General features: G+C 71.4%; 11 protein-coding genes, 2 tRNA genes, 1 pseudogene and 1 riboswitch. Of the genes and pseudogenes, 5 read left to right on the forward strand and 9 right to left on the reverse strand.

Annotated features, from left to right (window positions below):
* Window positions 1-1,329, forward strand: coding sequence for a PrsW family intramembrane metalloprotease (locus ACWCQ1_RS38730; protein WP_358607770.1), 1,329 nt, complete (start codon window positions 1-3; stop codon window positions 1,327-1,329).
* A gap of 528 nt (window positions 1,330-1,857) precedes the next feature.
* On the opposite strand, the gene ACWCQ1_RS38735 is transcribed toward ACWCQ1_RS38730, so the two are convergent.
* The 4 genes from ACWCQ1_RS38735 to ACWCQ1_RS38750 all read right to left on the reverse strand — a co-directional run bounded on the left by ACWCQ1_RS38735 (window position 1,858) and on the right by ACWCQ1_RS38750 (window position 5,619).
* Window positions 1,858-2,802 carry an aldo/keto reductase gene (locus ACWCQ1_RS38735; protein WP_358607767.1) on the reverse strand — a complete coding sequence of 315 codons (945 nt, stop codon included), beginning with the start codon at window positions 2,800-2,802 and terminating at the stop codon, window positions 1,858-1,860.
* A gap of 97 nt (window positions 2,803-2,899) precedes the next feature.
* Window positions 2,900-3,922: a M23 family metallopeptidase gene (locus ACWCQ1_RS38740; RefSeq protein ID WP_451028476.1), complete on the reverse strand. Its 1,023-nt coding sequence runs from the start codon at window positions 3,920-3,922 to the stop codon at window positions 2,900-2,902.
* A 12-nt stretch (window positions 3,923-3,934) separates the two neighbouring features.
* Window positions 3,935-4,091: riboswitch (cyclic di-AMP (ydaO/yuaA leader) on the reverse strand.
* A 245-nt stretch (window positions 4,092-4,336) separates the two neighbouring features.
* Window positions 4,337-4,410 (reverse strand) — tRNA-Met (locus ACWCQ1_RS38745).
* 78 nt (window positions 4,411-4,488) lie between these two features.
* On the reverse strand, window positions 4,489-5,619 hold the full coding sequence (locus ACWCQ1_RS38750) for a dihydrofolate reductase family protein (RefSeq protein WP_451028477.1): 1,131 nt from the start codon (window positions 5,617-5,619) through the stop codon (window positions 4,489-4,491).
* Between the two features lie 96 nt (window positions 5,620-5,715).
* On the opposite strand from ACWCQ1_RS38750, the gene ACWCQ1_RS38755 reads away from it, so the two are divergent.
* Both ACWCQ1_RS38755 and ACWCQ1_RS38760 read left to right on the forward strand, forming a co-directional pair.
* Window positions 5,716-6,228 carry a MarR family winged helix-turn-helix transcriptional regulator gene (locus ACWCQ1_RS38755; protein WP_133049023.1) on the forward strand — a complete coding sequence of 171 codons (513 nt, stop codon included), beginning with the start codon at window positions 5,716-5,718 and terminating at the stop codon, window positions 6,226-6,228.
* 127 nt (window positions 6,229-6,355) lie between these two features.
* Window positions 6,356-6,997, forward strand: a complete 642-nt coding sequence (locus tag ACWCQ1_RS38760) for a GTP cyclohydrolase II (protein WP_133049024.1) — start codon at window positions 6,356-6,358, stop codon at window positions 6,995-6,997.
* A gap of 15 nt (window positions 6,998-7,012) precedes the next feature.
* Here ACWCQ1_RS38760 and ACWCQ1_RS38765 read toward each other — a convergent pair whose 3' ends face one another.
* A complete protein-coding gene (locus ACWCQ1_RS38765) occupies window positions 7,013-8,167 on the reverse strand; it encodes a histidine kinase (RefSeq protein ID WP_451028478.1) in 1,155 nt (384 codons plus the stop codon).
* Between the two features lie 215 nt (window positions 8,168-8,382).
* Here ACWCQ1_RS38765 and ACWCQ1_RS38770 point away from each other — a divergent pair, with 215 nt between their 5' ends.
* Window positions 8,383-9,585, forward strand: a complete 1,203-nt coding sequence (locus ACWCQ1_RS38770) for an acyltransferase family protein (protein WP_451028479.1) — start codon at window positions 8,383-8,385, stop codon at window positions 9,583-9,585.
* Between the two features lie 97 nt (window positions 9,586-9,682).
* Window positions 9,683-10,105 (forward strand): peptidoglycan-binding domain-containing protein, encoded by a 423-nt coding sequence (locus ACWCQ1_RS38775; protein WP_165955147.1) that lies wholly within the window; start codon window positions 9,683-9,685, stop codon window positions 10,103-10,105.
* Between the two features lie 115 nt (window positions 10,106-10,220).
* On the opposite strand, the gene ACWCQ1_RS38780 is transcribed toward ACWCQ1_RS38775, so the two are convergent.
* The 4 genes and pseudogenes from ACWCQ1_RS38780 to ACWCQ1_RS38795 all read right to left on the reverse strand — a co-directional run.
* Window positions 10,221-10,293: transfer RNA gene (locus ACWCQ1_RS38780), tRNA-Lys, on the reverse strand.
* A 98-nt stretch (window positions 10,294-10,391) separates the two neighbouring features.
* Window positions 10,392-11,951 (reverse strand): amino acid permease, encoded by a 1,560-nt coding sequence (locus ACWCQ1_RS38785; protein ID WP_133049027.1) that lies wholly within the window; start codon window positions 11,949-11,951, stop codon window positions 10,392-10,394.
* A 57-nt stretch (window positions 11,952-12,008) separates the two neighbouring features.
* The gene (locus ACWCQ1_RS38790) at window positions 12,009-15,104 is read right to left on the reverse strand and encodes an FG-GAP repeat domain-containing protein (RefSeq protein WP_451028480.1); all 3,096 of its coding nucleotides are present in this window, start codon (window positions 15,102-15,104) and stop codon (window positions 12,009-12,011) included.
* Window positions 15,105-15,334: 230 nt separating this feature from the next.
* Window positions 15,335-15,544, reverse strand: a pseudogene (locus ACWCQ1_RS38795) (DEAD/DEAH box helicase); the annotation flags it as partial.

The following is a 15,544-nucleotide window of genomic DNA, read 5'->3' on the forward strand; positions in this document are numbered from 1 at the left end:
GTGGCCACGAGTTCCCCGTATCCGACCCACCCGCCGCAACCGCCGTACCCCGGCGCTCCCGCGGGCGGGTCGATCGGGCACGCGCACTGGTGGCAGCGGCGCTCGGTGCGCTACGGCGCGCTCAGCGCCCTGCTGGCCCTCTCGGGGCTGGTCATCCTCGCCCTGGTGCGCCAACAGACCGGCACGGAGGGCTTTCTGGTCGGGCTGGGCCTCGCCGTCCTGCCCGTGCCGCTGCTCATAGCCGCCTTCCGGTGGCTCGACCGGGTCGCCCCCGGTCCCTGGCGCAACCTGCTGTTCTCCTTCGCCTGGGGTGCCTGCGCGGCCGCGTTGATAGCGATCGTCGCCAACAGCTTCGCGACGCGGTGGATAGCCACCGCGACGGCGGATCCGTCCAGCGCCGACACCCTGGGCGCCACCGTCATAGCGCCCATAGTCGAGGAGTCCGCCAAGGCGGCGGCCGTGCTGCTCGTCTTCCTGTTCCGCAGACGGGACTTCACGGGGATCGTCGACGGGGTGGTCATAGCCGGGGTCACCGCCACCGGCTTCGCGTTCACCGAGAACATCCTCTACCTGGGCACCGCCTTCGGCACCGACCAGCTCACCGGTGACCGGGGCATCGCCTCCGTGACGGCGGCGACCTTCTTCGTCCGCATCGTCATGTCGCCCTTCGCGCACCCCCTGTTCACCGTGCTGACCGGGATCGGCTTCGGCATCGCCGCGGCGGCGGCCGACCGGCAGCACGTACGGCGGGTGCTGGTCCCCCTGTGCGGGCTGCTGCTCGCGATGGGCATGCACGCCATCTGGAACGGCTCGTCCACCTTCGGCCAGTACGGGTTCTTCGGGGTGTACGCGGCCTTCATGGTGCCGGCGTTCGGGCTGCTGACCTGGCTGGTGATCTGGACCCGGCAACGGGAGCTGCGGACCGTGCGCGAGGAGCTTCCCGCGTACGCGGCCGCGGGGTGGCTGACGCCGGCCGAGCCGTACGCGCTGGGCTCGATGCGGGCGCGGCGGATGGCCCGCGACTACGCGGGGCACCACTTCGGCAAGGCGGGTGCGCGGGCGGTGACGCAGTACGAGGCGTACGCGACCTCGCTCGCGTTCCTACGGCACCGGGGGCGCCGTGGGCGGGCGGGGGTCGATTTCGTCGTACGGGAGCGGGAGTTGCTGGCCGAGCTGTGGCGCCTGCGGGACGTCGCCCGGCCGGCCCTGGACCACGCGGCCCGGGCGACGGCCCCCCCGGTCCCGGTGGCCGCCCCGCCCTGGCCGCTGTACGGCACGTACGGCCATCCGGCGGCCCCATATCCCGCGTACAACCCGTACCAGTCGTAAGGCCACGGCAGCCTCAGCACGCCGTCCCCCGCCACGGTGACCGAGCGCCATGGCGGCGGACCAAAAAGGCCGGCAGTGAGCGGAGACCGCAGCTGCGGAAAGCTGGCAGGCCGCGGCAGGCTCGGCACCACCGGCCCCCGCCACGGAGCGCCGTGGCGGGGGAGAGGCCGGCAGTGAGTGGAGGCCGCTGCTACAGAAAGGCGCCGGTGAGGGGAGGCCGCGGCAGGAAGAGGCCGGTGAAGGACCAAGCCGACGGCAGAAGGAGCCGACAGCAGGTCAGGCGGAGGCATCGATCAGCAACAGGCCGACCGGCGGCGAGGATCAAGCCAAGGCCTCCGCCACCGACGCCCGCTCGGAATCCCCCAGGCCGAAGCCTCCACCAAGCGGGCGGACACCGGCACCCTCAGACCGAAGCCCCTTACCAACCGGGCCGCCCCAGGCGTCCTCAGGCCGAATCCCCCGCCAACCGGTCCGACCCCGGCACCCCTGAGACCGACGCCCCCACCAAGCCGGCCCACCCCGGCACCCTCAGGCCGACGCCTCCGTCAAGCGGCTGATCTCGGGGTCCGTCAGCGTCACGTCCGCCACTGCCAGGAGGGCCGGGAGCTGGTCCAGCGTGCGGGCGCTGGCGATGGGGGCCACCACCGTGGGCTGGGCCGCGAGCCAGGCCAGGGCGATCGTGGGGATCGGGGCGTCGTGGGCCTCGGCGATCTCGTCGAGGGCCTTGAGGACCCGCTGGCCGCGCTCCGTCTCCAGGTGCTTGGCGGCGCCGCCCGCGCGAGGGCTGTCGACCGTCGTGCCGGGGCGGTACTTGCCGGTGAGGAAGCCGGCCGCCAGGGCGTAGTAGGGGACGGCGGCGAGGCCGTAGCGCGCGGAGAGGTCCTGCAGCGGCCCCTCGTAGGTGTCGCGGGAGACCAGGTTGTAGTGCGGCTGCAGCGCCACGTACTTGGCGAGGCCCTCCCGGTCGGAGAACTCCAGGGACGCCGCGAGCCGTTCGGTGGAGATGTTGGACGCGCCGATCGCCCGCACCTTGCCCGCCGTCACCAGCTCGTCGAGCGCCCCGATGATCTCCTCGACGGGAATCTCCGGCTTGTCGAAGTGCGTGTAGTACAGGTCGATGTAGTCCGTGTCGAGGCGGCGCAGCGAGGCGTCGGCGGCGGCCTTGATGTTGGCGGCGGACAGCCCCTGGTACTCGGGGTGCTGGCTCACCTTGGTCGCGATGACGACGTCGGACCGGTTGCCGCGGGCCCTGACCCACTTGCCGATGATCGTCTCGGACTCGCCGCCCTGGTTGCCGGGGACCCAGGCGGAGTAGCCGTCGGCGGTGTCGAGGAAGTTGCCGCCCGCGGCCGCGTAGGCGTCGAGGACGGCGAAGGACGTGGCCTCGTCGGCGGTCCAGCCGAAGACGTTGCCACCGAGGGAGAGCGGGAAGACCTCGAGGTCGGAGGAGCCGAGTTTGCGCAGAGAAGTCATGTGTATGGTCAACGCCCGCCCCGGAGACTCCTCTTCCGGAACGGCCGCAAACTTCCCGTAAACAATCGGAGGCGGCCGTTCCGGGGCGGTGCCGCTGTCAGGGGTTGAGGCCCCTGCTGCGCAGCCAGGTCATCGGGTCGATGCCGGTGGCCTGCCCGTTCGGGTGGACCTCGAGGTGCAGGTGCGGGCCGGTCACGTTGCCCGTGGCGCCGATCCGGCCGATGACGTCACCGGTGGCGACCTTCTGGCCGACGCTGACGCTGATCGAGGACTGGTGGCAGAACCACAGCTCGGTGCCGTCGTCGAGGGTGAGGATCGTGCGGTAGCCGTACGACCCCGCCCAGCCGGCCTCCGTGATGGTGCCGGAGTGGATGGCCTTGATGAGCGTGCCCGTCGGCGCGGCGAAGTCGAGGCCCGTGTGGTAACCGGAGGACCACATGGAGCCGGCCTGACCGAAGGTGCCGGTGATGGTGTAGGAGACGACCGGCAGCTTGTACTGCTTGGCGAGTTCGGCGAGCTTGGCGTCCTCGGCCGCCTTCTTGGCCGCCGCCTCCGCCTTCTCCTTGGCGGCCTGCGCCTTGGCCGCCGCGTCCTTCTCCGCCTTGGCGGCCGCCTCGTCGATCTGCTTGGCGAGGGCCGCCTCGGTGGCCGACTGGGCCTTGCTGTCGAGCTGGACCTGCTGCGACTCGGCCTGCGCCATGATGCGGTCGCGCAGCGCCTCACCGGCGTCCCGGGCACCCTGCTCGGTGTCCTTGGTGCTCACCCCGACGGCGCTGAGCGCGGTCGCGGAGCCCTTGGGGGCATCGGAGCCGGCGTCGAACACATGGGCGACGGAGGTCAGGTCGGGCAGGGAGATGGACACCGGCGGCTTGCCGGTGTTGGCGCTGGCCATGCCGCCCGCGCCGACGGCGGCTATGACACCGACGCCGAGAACCGTGGAGCTGCGGGCGAGTCCCCCGCCGCGCTGCCTGGAGACACGGTGCCGGCCGCGCACCGGGCGGATGGACTCCTCGGTGGGGTTCCACTCCTCCCACTGGCCCTCGTCGTCACTGGGGCCGAAGCCGAAGGGCCGGGTGCCCGGCACGAACGGGGCTGCCGGGGCAGGCGGGTTGGACGCCACGTGGGCGTGCTCCTTTCCTTCCTTCTCGCCTACCGGGTTAGCTGACGGGTTCGGAGCAGGAAGGTCTCCTACGCGCGTAAACCTGCCGTGGGTCCACGGCGGTCTCCGCGCGATTCACCCCAGGGTGGTGGTTCCCCGGTTCCCTTGCGGGATTCGGCGCGTGCGCACGGAGCCGCCTCTTGTGACGGCTGGGACGACCGCGCTGCGTTATCGAACGTTAATAGACTCGGGGTGGGGTTTCCAAGCAGTTCGGCTTGATCATTAAACGTTTTTGGCGCGGACGATCGGGCCATGACCGGTGAAAATCGGGCGAGTTGACCTTGTCTCAGGCTCTGCACAGGGAGTGACGGCCAGGGAAGCGGGAAACACCGAGGGCCGGAATCCAGTCACTGGATTCCGGCCCTCGGCCTTCAGTAGCGGGGACAGGATTTGAACCTGCGACCTCTGGGTTATGAGCCCAGCGAGCTACCGAGCTGCTCCACCCCGCGTCGTTGTGTAACCAGCATACGCCATCCGCGGGACGCTCAGCACCAGGGTTTCCGTCCGCCCCCGCTCCACCTGCGTTTTCAGCCCGGCAGATGGGCGTTCGGCGCCTTGGCCCGCTCCTCGTACTCGGGCAGGACGACCACCTCGACGCCCCGCGACGCCAGCAGACCGCTGCCGTCGGCGGCCTCCACGAACGTGTCCGGCTCCCGCCACGCGGTCACCACCCGCCGTACCCCCGCCTCCAGGATCAGCCGGGCGCACGGCTTGGGACGGGACGCGCGGTGGGCGCAGGGCTCCAGGCTGCTGTAGACCGTCGCGGTCGCGAGCCTCGGATCGGCCGGGTCGAGTTTCGCCAGGGCCGCCTCCTCCGCGTGGACCACGGGGTCGCCGGCCTCGCGGGAGTGGCCGCGGGCCAGCTCCGTGCCGTCGTCGGCGACGACCACGGCGCCGACGCTGAACGCGGTCCGCGAGGGCGGGCACTGGGCCGCCAGGTCGCAGGCGAGGCGGAGCCAGTGGTGGTCGGCGGCGGAGGCCAGCGGGCCGGTGCCGGGGGCGGTGGGCTCGTAGCGCATGAGGACCACGTCCTCGATCCGCCGGCTCTCCACCAGCCTGAGCCGTCCGCCCTGGTAGCCGCCCGGGCCGAAGAGGCGGGGCGCGTCGGGGTCGCCCACGAACAGGGGGGCGAGCACCAGCTGGAGCTCGTCCGCGAGCCCCTGCTGGAGCAGCTGGGTGTGGATGCGGCCGCCGCCCTCGACCATGAGCCGCCGCACACCCCGGACCTCGTGCAGATGCTCCAGCAGCCGACGCCAGTCGAGGTCGGGCCCGAGCGGGACGATGTCGGCGGCGATCCCGAGCGCGCGGGCCCGTTCGCCCCCCTTGTCGGTCGTGTAGACGACCTTGTCGCCGCCCGTGTGCCAGAACCTCGCCGCCGGATCCAGCTCGCCCGAGCCGCTGACGGTGACCTTGAGCGGGTACTCGGGCCGGCCCGAGGCGACACGGGCGGCGCGGCGCTCGGGCGAGTTGACCAGCAGCCGCGGGTTGTCGGCGCGGATCGTGCCGGCGCCGACCAGGATGGCGTCGACGGAGGCCCGTACCTCGTCGACGCGGTCGAAGTCGGCCGGGGACGACAGCAGCAGGCGCTCGGGTCCGGTGTCGTCGAGGCAGCCGTCGAGGGAGACGGCGGCGGACAGCAGGACGTACGGGTGGGGCATCGACGCGCTCCCCGGCTCGTGGTGGACGGCACGCTCGGCGCAAGGCGCTGAACGGCCACTCTTGGTTCAAGTTTGAAACAAACCTACACTGGTGGCATGACGACTCGCTGGCTCACCCCGAAGGAGCAGCGCGCCTGGCGCGCGTACATCGCGGCGACGTTCCTCGTCGAGGACGCGATCGACCGGCAGCTCCAGCAGGACGCCGGCATGCCCCACCTGTACTACTCCATCCTGGCCAACCTCTCCGAGACCCCGGAGCGGCGGCTGCGCATGACCGACCTCGCGGAGCGGACGAAGATCACCCGCAGCCGGCTGACCTACGCCGTGGGCCGGCTGGAGAAGGACGGGCTGATCCGGCGCGAGAACTGCCGCTGGGACAAGCGCAGCAGCTTCGCCGTGCTGACCGACGAGGGCATGGACGTCCTGGAACGCACCGCCCCGGGACATGTGGACAACGTACGGTCCCTGCTGTTCGACCACCTCACCGAGGAGCAGGTCGAACAGCTCGAGGAGATCTGTACGGGGATCGTCCAGCGGCTCCAGGAGGACGAGCGCCCCACGACCGACGAGGTGCCCTGGCGCCGCCGGTCGTCGCCGTCCTGTTCATGACCGGTACGTGAAGCGCCGCACAATTCTGTTGCTTCAAATTTCAAGCATGAGGTAGGGTCGCCGACCGTGCACCTGTTTCAAATCTGAAGCAGACGCCGCCAGACTACGGACGACCCCGGAGACCCGCATGCCCGACTTCCCCGCCGCCACCGAGCGCGCCCGTGTCCGGGTGCCGCTGCGCTTCGCCGACGGCTACAGCGTCGACGCCGAACTGGTCACCTTCCACGGACTGACCGACGGCCAGGAGCACGTGGCCGTCGTCCTCGGCACCCCGGCCCCGGGCACGGTCCCGCTGGTCCGGCTGCACTCCGAGTGCCTGACCGGCGACGTCTTCGGCTCCGCCCGCTGCGACTGCGGCCCGCAACTGCGCGAGGCGGTCGAGCGGATAGCCGACCGGGGCGGGGTCCTGCTCTACCTGCGCCAGGAGGGCCGGGGCATCGGTCTCTACAACAAGCTCGACGCGTACGCCCTGCAGGACCAGGGTCTCGACACGTACGAGGCGAACGCGGCCCTGGGCCTGCCCGAGGACGCCCGCGACTACACGGCCGCCGCGCAGATGCTGCGGGCCCTGGGCGTCGAGGAGCTGGACCTGCTGTCCAACAACCCCGACAAGGCCGAGCAGCTGCGGGGACTGGACATCGCCGTGCGCGACCGCGTCCCCACGGGGGTGTTCACCACCGCGCACAACGTCCGCTACCTGCGCGCGAAGGTCCTGCAGACGCAGCACACGCTGCCGCTCGGCCAGCTGACGGAGCTCACGGCCGGCTGATTCCGACGGCGTCCGTCACCACACGCACGGCAGCATGACGTCGATCACGGTCGGCCCGCCGACGGGGCTGGAGAGCTCCAGGGTCCCGTCCAGGGCGGCCACCCGCCGCCGCATCCCGACCAGCCCGGAACCGCTCGTCTCGTCGGCGCCCCCGTGCCCCTCGTCGGCGACCCGCACCCGCAGCCCGCGCCTGACCCGCTCCAGCCGGACCGAGGCCCGCGCGGAGCCGCTGTACTTGGCCGCGTTGGTCAGCGCCTCGGCGACCACGAAGTAGGCGGCCGCCTCCACGGCCGCGGGCGCCCGCACCCCGTCCTCCTCCAGCCCGGACACCTCCACGCCCGCCTCGAGCCCGCACCCGGCCGCCAGCGCCCGCACCGCACCCACCAGCCCCCGGTCCGTCAGGATCGGCGGATGGATGCCGCGCACCACGTGCCGCAGCTCGGTCAGCGCCTTCTCGGCCTGCGCCTGGGCCTCGTCGAGGAGTCGGCGGGCGGTGGCCGGGTCGCTGTCGTAGGCGCGTTTGGCGAGCCCGATGCGCATCGAGAGGGCGACCAGGTTGGCCTGGGCGCCGTCGTGCAGATCGCGTTCGATACGGCGCAGCTCGGCGCCGTGCGCGGCGATGGCGTCGGCGCGGGTCGCCGCCAACTCCTTCACCCGCGCGGCGAGTTGGGCCTTCGGGGACGGCTTGAGCAGGGCGGTGGACCAGTCGGCCTCCAGGTCGGCGATCCGCACGACCAGCGGGAGCACGAGGGGCGTACGGCGCAGCAGCCCGCTCCACACACCGTCGACGACCAGTCCCAGGGGCCACAGCGGGAGGGCGAGGGCGAGGAGGGCGCCGTAGAAGTAGTCGGCGGCCATCCAGCGCAGATCGGTGTAGGTGCCGGGGTCCCGGACGGCCGTCCGGATGCGCTCCCGGACGGTCCCCGTGATCGGCTGGTACGCCTCCGGGATCCGCTGCCCGGTCCAGGCGGCCGTCATGACCCGCTTGGCGCCGGCGATCCGCCGGATGATCAGCACCGTCTCGGGCAGCAGCCAGGCGCCGACCACGGCGAGCGTCCCGACCGCCGTGATGATCAGCACGGTGATGAAGATCCACAGCCCGAACGCCATGGCCGCGGCCAGCACGAGATGCCCAGTGGCCCTCGCCGCCTGCCGCACCGTTCTGCCCATGGGGCAACGGTAAGCGGGTGGGAGGCGGGGGCGCGGTGGAGCGGGCTGCACCATCGCGGCGGCCGGGAGCACGGCGAAGGTCCACGCTCGCCGGAATGATGGACACCGCCAACTCCTGCGGGACGGGTTGAACCCCTCGACCGCAGGCGACGTACGAGTCACCGTGGGTGGTGGACGACACCGTCAGGGGCCCGAAGAGAGGCGGAGCGATTTCAGTGGGACCGAGCCAGGCCGTAGGAGAACTCGCTCCCCTCGCCGGGACGCGGGAGGCGTCTCCCGTCCGGACGCAGGAGGCGGCTCCAGCTGCCCCGCACATCCCGGGCCTCGACGGCCTGCGTGGCATGGCCGCGCTGTACGTCCTGCTGTTCCACTGCTGGCTGCTCACCTTCCCCGGCTTCCCCGCCAACTCGGGCCCCGCCTGGACGGCCTGGATGATGTACGGCCGTCTGGCCGTCGTCTTCTTCCTCGTCCTGTCCGGCTTCTCGCTGGCCCTCTCCCCCGCCCGCAAGGGCTGGCAACTCGGCGGCACGGCCCGCTTCCTGCGCCGCCGTGCCTGGCGCATCCTGCCGCCGTACTGGGCGGCTCTCGCGTTCAGCCTCCTGATCGCCCGGTACGTCGTCCCCGCGTCGCACTTCGGCCCGCCGAACCGATCCTCGCTCCTCGTGTACGGCCTCCTGGGCCAGGACGTCTTCACGGCCCCGACACCCAACGGAGCGTTCTGGTCGATCGCGGTGGAGGCGGAGCTCTACCTCCTCTTCCCGGCCCTGCTCCTCATCCGCCGCCGCTGGGGCGCGATGCTCCTCCTCGCGTCGGTGACCCTGCCGGTGATCGCCCGCGGCCTGCTCGCCCCCCACGCGAACCCGACGGAAGGGCTCAACTGGCTGACCCCCGACCTGGCCCCGGTCTTCGTCGCCGGCGTCGTCACGGCGGGCATCGTCACCGCGTCCGAGCGGATCCGCGGCCTGCCCTGGCACTGGCTGTCCGCCCTGGCCGCGCTCCCGCCCCTGGCCCTCATCGTCACCCAGGGCTCGGTCTGGACGATGCACCACTCCTACTGGATGGACCTGGCGGTGGTCCCGGCGATGGCCCTGCTCCTCGCCGCCCTCACCACGGGCCACCCCACGCCCCTTCTTCGCCTCCTCGCCACCCGCCCGATCCGCGCCCTCGGTGACTTCTCCTACAGCCTCTACCTGATCCACCTCCCGATCGTGATGGTCGTGATCCGGAAGCTCGCCCCCCACTTCGTTCCGTCGGGCGTCCCCACCTTCCTCCTCACCCTCGCCCTGAGCGTCCCGCTCTCCCTCCTGACGGCCTGGCTCTTCGCCCGCTACTTCGAAAACCCGTTCAAGAGGACACGCTCCTGGAAGGCGATGCTGGGCACGGGCAGGCAGAAGGGCCGCGCGGCGGAGGGGACTTGACGGCCGGGGAACGCTGTCGGTCGTACCCCCGAGATGCAACACGTGAGGCAGGAGCGCAGGATGAGAAGTGAGCTCACCCTCCCTGGAGGTGATGAGGATGCGACGCGCACTCGGCGCCGCTGCGGCCCTCCTGCTCCCGATCGCCCTCTTCGCAGGCCCCGCCGCCGCAGCACCCCTTGAGAAGTCACCCTCGGCGGTCACCCCGGTGGCTGCCCACACCGTGCCCCGGCCAGGAACCGTTCTGGCTCAGGGACCGGACGACGTGTGCAACGACTCGATCAGCCGACCCCTTCTCCACCTGGGCTCCTCGGGGCCGGCAGTCGCTCAGCTGCAGTGCTATCTGAACAACGCCATCGACGCCGGTATCGACGAGGACGGCAGTTTCGGCCGCGTCACGCTGAGCACGGTCATGGACTTCCAGCAGTGCGCCGGCATCACCGTCGACGGCCGGGTCGGAGCACAGACGTGGTCGTTCCTCACCCTCTGGGCCAATTCACCGGACGCGCCCTTCTCGTGCTGACCCGGGGAGCGATCATCCGGTCGGCAGGCGACCACATGCGGCGGCGCCCCGGACGACCAAGGTCGTCCGAGGCGCCGCGTCGCAGGTCAGGAGGGTCTCCTGGTGACCTGTTCGGTAGGCCCTGTGGGACTCGAACCCACAACCAATGGATTAAAAGTCCACTGCTCTGCCAATTGAGCTAAGGGCCCCGGCGATGTTGCCTCCACGAGCATAGCCGGACGTGGCCGTGTCTCCGATCGGGTATCGGCGACACGGCCGCGTCGGACGGGTGGACATGCCGGGAGTGTTACGGATCAACCTTTTCGGGGGCCGCCGAGCGGGCCGCCTCGCGGGCCCGGGTGCGGGCGTGCTCGGGGTTGAGGAACCAGTGCCGGGCCGACGCCCCCCACCACGCCGCCGCGAAGCCGAGGACGACCAGGACCGCGAACGGGGCGTAGTTGAAGGTCTCCCAGGTGACCGGCGAGACCTGCGGCAGCATGAACAGGACCGTGATGAAGACGACCCAGACCACCGAGATCACGCCGATCGGCTGCGACCAGCGCCCCAGATGCCACGGCCCCCGCTCGAACGCCTCGCCCTTGCGCACCCGCAGCAACGTCGGGACGACGTACGCGATGTAGAGGCCGATCACGGCGATCGACGTCACCGCCGCGTAGGCCGTGACGTTGATCAGGTAGGGCAGACCGAGGAGCAGCGCGCCGACCGCCGCCAGCCACACCGCCGCGACGGGGGTGCGCGTGCGCGGGCTGACGGTGTGCCAGACGTGGGAGAAGGGGAGCGCGCCGTCGCGCGAGAAGGCGTAGATCATGCGGCTGTTGGCCGTCACGGACGCCATCCCGCAGAACAGCTGGGCGCCGATCACGACCAGCAGCAGGAGCTTGCCGGCCGTCGCGCCGAGCGCGTCCAGCAGGATCTGGGCCGGCGGCGCGCCCGTCGGGGACGCGAGCTCCTTGTCGTACGACTGGATGGCGAAGGTGAAGCCGAGGAGCAGGACGAAGCCCGCGATCCACGACGTCCAGATGGACCGCACGATGCCCTTCGGGCCCGCCGTCGACGCGTCGTGCGTCTCCTCCGTCATATGCGCCGAGGCGTCGTAGCCGGTGAAGGTGTACTGGGCCATCAGCAGGCCGAGCAGCACCACATAGACCCCGCTGCCCCAGCCCGTGTTGTTCACGAACTTGGTGAACACGAAGGACGCCGACTGGTGGTGGTCCGGTACGAAGGCCAGCGCGCCGACGATCACACCGACGCCCAGCACGTGCCACCACACGCTGATGTCGTTGAGCAGGGCGACGATCTTCACGCCGAAGGTGTTCAGCAGGCCGTGCAGGACCAGGATCCCGGCGAAGAGCAGGACCGTCCGGCCCGGTGTCACCTCGAAGTCGAACTGCAGGTTCAGATAGGCGCCGAGGAAGGACGCGGCGCCGAAGTCGATGCCGGCCGTCACCGCCACCTGCCCCAGCACGTTGAACCAGCCCGTGAACCACGCCCAGGCGGCGGCCGAGCGGGGCGGTGCGAGACGGTGGGCCCAGAAGTAGAGGCCGGCGGAGGTCGGGTAGGCCGAACAGATCTCGGCCATGGACAACCCGACGAACAGGGTCATCAGACCCACCGCGACCCAGCCCCAGGTGATCACCGCGGGGCCGCCCGTGTTCATGCCGAACAGATAAAGGGTGAGGCAGCCCGACAGGACCGAGATGATCGTGAAGGAGACCGCGTAGTTGGAGAACGCCGACATGCGGCGGGCCAGGACCTGCGTGTAACCGAGCTGGGCAAGCCGTTCTTCGTCGGACAGCCCCGAGGGGGACGGGCCCGACTGCCCGCTCGCTATGGCGTCATCTGTCATGCCCCCAGCGATTCCCTCGCCGGGGGTGTGACATGCACCACTCGCGTTACGGCATGGCTAAAAAATGCCCTTGTACGCCCTCCAGCCGGAGGCGATCTTCACCCGGGCGCCGAAGGATCCCCTCCCGTCGCCGGCATTCCTGTATACGTTCCCCGCCGTGTCCCGCTCCACGAGATCCGCCTTGCCGTCACCGGTGATGTCACCGACGCCGACGATCGCGTTGTACGAGGCGCCCCAGTTCGCGAACAGCTTGGCCCGCGCGCCGAAGGTGCCGTTGCCCTTGCCGTAGTAGCGGTACAGGGTGTTCGCCCCGTCCAGCGCCAGCAGGTCGCCGATCCCGTCGCCGTTCAGGTCACCGGCGCCGACGACCTTCTTGTAGCCGTGCCAGTCACCGGACAGCTTCACCCGGGCGGACAGCTTGCCCGCGCTCGTCCCCTTGTAGAGGTACAGGGCCCCGGTCGAGGAGTTCCGCGCGATCAGGTCCGGCCGGCCGTCCCTGGTCACGTCACCGGGCGCGGTCAGCACGTCGTACTGGTTCCAGCCGGACGTGCCCAGTGAGGTGTACGGCGTCGACGGCTTCAGCGTCGCACCGCACCCCGGCCGGTAGGCGCGCAGCGCGCCGCTGCTCAGCCGCACCAGGACGTCGTTGCACCGGTCCCCGCTCAGATCGCCGAACGCGACGAACCGCGCGCTCGTCGGCCACCCGCTCCCGCTCACCTTCCCCGAGAAGGTGCCCGTGCCGGTGCCCTTCTGGAAGGCCAGGACTCCGGAGGAGTCGAGAGTGAGCAGGTCACCGACGCCGTCGTCACCGACGTGGTCGCGCTGGACCGCCGCGCCCCTCACGAGCCTGACCGTGCCGCTCACCGTCAGCGGGGCGCCGACGCCGTCCGCCGGGGTGACGGTGACGGTCCAGTCGTACGAGCCGTTCGGCAGGTACGCGTCCCCGGTCCCCCGGGGATCGAGACCGCTCCAGCCGACGCTCAGGGCACCCCGCGCGGCGGTGCCGTCCACGCCGTCGCCGTAGACCTTGCCGGTGGCGCGGTTGCGGACGGTCAGGTCCCAGCCCGAGGAAGGCTTCGACAGCAGCAGCGTCGTCAGGGTGTCGGGGACCGTGTCGAAAGAGTGTGCCGACACGGAAGTGGCCCTGGTGACCGGTGCGAGCAGCCGCAGCGGCTGCTGCGCCACCCGGGACGGCACCAGGTGCACCTGCTCCTTGTCGTCCACGTAGGCCGCGTTCGCACCGGACTCGTCGACGGTCCAGCGCACGTCCCGCTGCGAGACGCCGGTGTCCGGCAGATCGCCGATGACACGGCCGACGGCCGTCCCGTCGGCGACCGTGGTGAGCGTCAGCTTCCCGGCCCGCCTGTCGTGTGTGACGACGAAACCGTCCCCGAGCCTGGCCTCACCCGCGGGTACGGCCACGGACTTCTTCGCCGTACGGTCGTAGACCCCGGCCTTGTCCCCACAGGTCCAGTACAGGTAGCGGCCGAGGGCCTGGAGTTCGGTGGGCGCGCAGCCGGCGTCCGTCGTCACCGTCTCGACGGTCGTCCTCGTCGTCAGGCTGTACGCCGTGACCGTGCCGGGTGTCGCACCGGCGGTCCACAGCACGTCACCGGAGAGCGCGGCCGCGCCGGGCGTACGGGTGACCGCCGGGGCTCCGTCGTCGCCGATCCGGAAGACGTACTGCACGGTGGGCGCCGTGAAGAGCACGTACTGGCCGGACACGTCGGTGACCCGACCGCCCTGCGGCAGCCCCGTGCGCTGCCAGACACCGCCGTCCTGCGGTCCGTGCACGCTGATCCGGTCGGTGGTGTCGTCGTGCGAGAGCCACACGACACGGCCGTCCGCGGTGCCGTGGATCTGCCCGCAGGCCACGTCCGTGGCGGCACACGTGGGCGTGACGACGTCGGTGGTGAACGGGCTGCGCTCCCCGAACACGGGGGTGCCGGATGCGGCCACCGACCGCACGCTGTCGGTCCGCAGGAATGACTCCGGGTAGTCCATGACGACCAGCCGCCCCTGCTCCAGGGACAGGCCCTGGATCGGCAGTGCGGGTCTGGGAAGCGCCTTGACCAGGGTGACGACGGGCCGGGTACCGTCCGCGCCCGGGGTCAGCCGCCAGATGCCGCGTTCGCCCGTGGGGGCGGTGCCGACCTTCACGGCGGTGCCGTCGGGGCCGACCGCGGTGCCGCTCTGCGAGGTCCTGAGCAGGGTCACGCGCTCGCCGCCGGTCAGGGGCTGCGCGGTCGTGGCGTAGACACCGTTGACCAGCCAGTCGCCGACGACGGCGAGGTTGGTGGTGGCGCTCGCCCCGTCGACGACGCCCTGGAGCCTGACCTCCACCGGACCGCTCGACAGGTCGCGCGGCAGCACCAGGACGGTGGCCTTGTCGGCCGCGTAGACCACGACATGGCCGCCACCCAGGGCCACCTTCGCGTACGACACCGGCAGCGGCCCGCTCCAGCCGCGCACCTCTCCGCTCGCACGGTCCACGGCGACCAGCCCGGCCTCCCCGGCCACCGAGGCACGGAAGTACACGGTCCGGGCGTCGGCCCCGGCGGTCGTCCCGAGCACCAGCCCGGCCGGTCCTCCGGTGACGGTCACATCCCCGGTCGTCCCGTCCGGTGCCGGCGTCAGCAGGTGCATCTCGCGGGTCGACGTACCGTCCTCGGCGGTCACGGCGCGATACCCGATCACCAGCCCGTCGTACGACGTGAGGTAGCCGAGCCCCGCCGGAATCCGCAGGCGGCTGCGGGACCCGTCGGCCGCGTCCCAGAAGTCCACCCGGCCGTCGGCGTACTTGTACGCCAGGACATCGCTGCCGGTCGGCGTCGCCGACGTCCCCGCGGGCGCCGCCGGCACGGGCACCGACTCACCGTCCGCGAACCGCGTCCACAACAGACCGCTGGTGCCCTCCAGGGTGTGGAAGACGCCTTGCGCGCCGGCGGAGTCGTGGCCGCTGCCGGTCGAGGACGCGCGGAGCATCGCCGAGAGGCCGGAGTCCCGCAGCGTGGCCGGAACCACGGTCTCCTGAGCGGTGGCGGCCGGCTCCGTCGCCGCACCGGCGGACGCCGGCAGCAGCGGGCCCAGACCTGCCGCGAGTGCGGTCGCGGCGGCGAGCAGGCGCAGGCGTGCATGGGCAAGACGAGCCAAGAGAGACCCTCCCCAAGAGTCGGGACGGGCTGCGGCACCTCATCACCGGCGCGGTCGTGGCCCGGCCCCCCGGCCGTCCCACCCGTCCCACAAGACGGCTGATATTACCGTCTCTTTAGCCGACTCGGAGAGCGTTTTCTGATCCCGTACACGACAAACGCCGTGGCCCCCGCCAGTTTCGACGGGGGCCACGGCGTTCACAGCCGTATGGGAGTCAGCTCCGAATGAGGTCAGCCGTTGCGCTTCCAGCGCGGCTTGTCGTCACGGCGGCCGAAGGAGCCGGTGCCGCGGTGGTCGTCACGGCGGCCGTACGGGCGGTCGTGGCCGCCGGTGCGGAAGCCCGGACGGTCGTCGCGGCGGTCGCGGTTGAAGGGACGGTCGCTGCCACGGTGACCGCCACGCTCGTCACGGCGCTCGAAGGAACGGCCGGCCGGACGGTC

This window comes from Streptomyces sp. NPDC002144, from assembly GCF_053593695.1.

What these genes read in the sequence shown, in the direction of transcription:
- ACWCQ1_RS38765 (WP_451028478.1), bottom strand. Translation starts at nt 8,167, where the DNA reads ATGGGCAGAACGGTGCGGCAGGCGGCGAGGGCCACTGGGCATCTCGTG.
- ACWCQ1_RS38735 (WP_358607767.1), bottom strand. Translation starts at nt 2,802, where the DNA reads ATGACTTCTCTGCGCAAACTCGGCTCCTCCGACCTCGAGGTCTTCCCG.
- ACWCQ1_RS38775 (WP_165955147.1), top strand. Translation starts at nt 9,683, where the DNA reads ATGCGACGCGCACTCGGCGCCGCTGCGGCCCTCCTGCTCCCGATCGCC.
- ACWCQ1_RS38750 (WP_451028477.1), bottom strand. Translation starts at nt 5,619, where the DNA reads ATGCCCCACCCGTACGTCCTGCTGTCCGCCGCCGTCTCCCTCGACGGC.
- ACWCQ1_RS38755 (WP_133049023.1), top strand. Translation starts at nt 5,716, where the DNA reads ATGACGACTCGCTGGCTCACCCCGAAGGAGCAGCGCGCCTGGCGCGCG.
- ACWCQ1_RS38760 (WP_133049024.1), top strand. Translation starts at nt 6,356, where the DNA reads ATGCCCGACTTCCCCGCCGCCACCGAGCGCGCCCGTGTCCGGGTGCCG.
- ACWCQ1_RS38785 (WP_133049027.1), bottom strand. Translation starts at nt 11,951, where the DNA reads ATGACAGATGACGCCATAGCGAGCGGGCAGTCGGGCCCGTCCCCCTCG.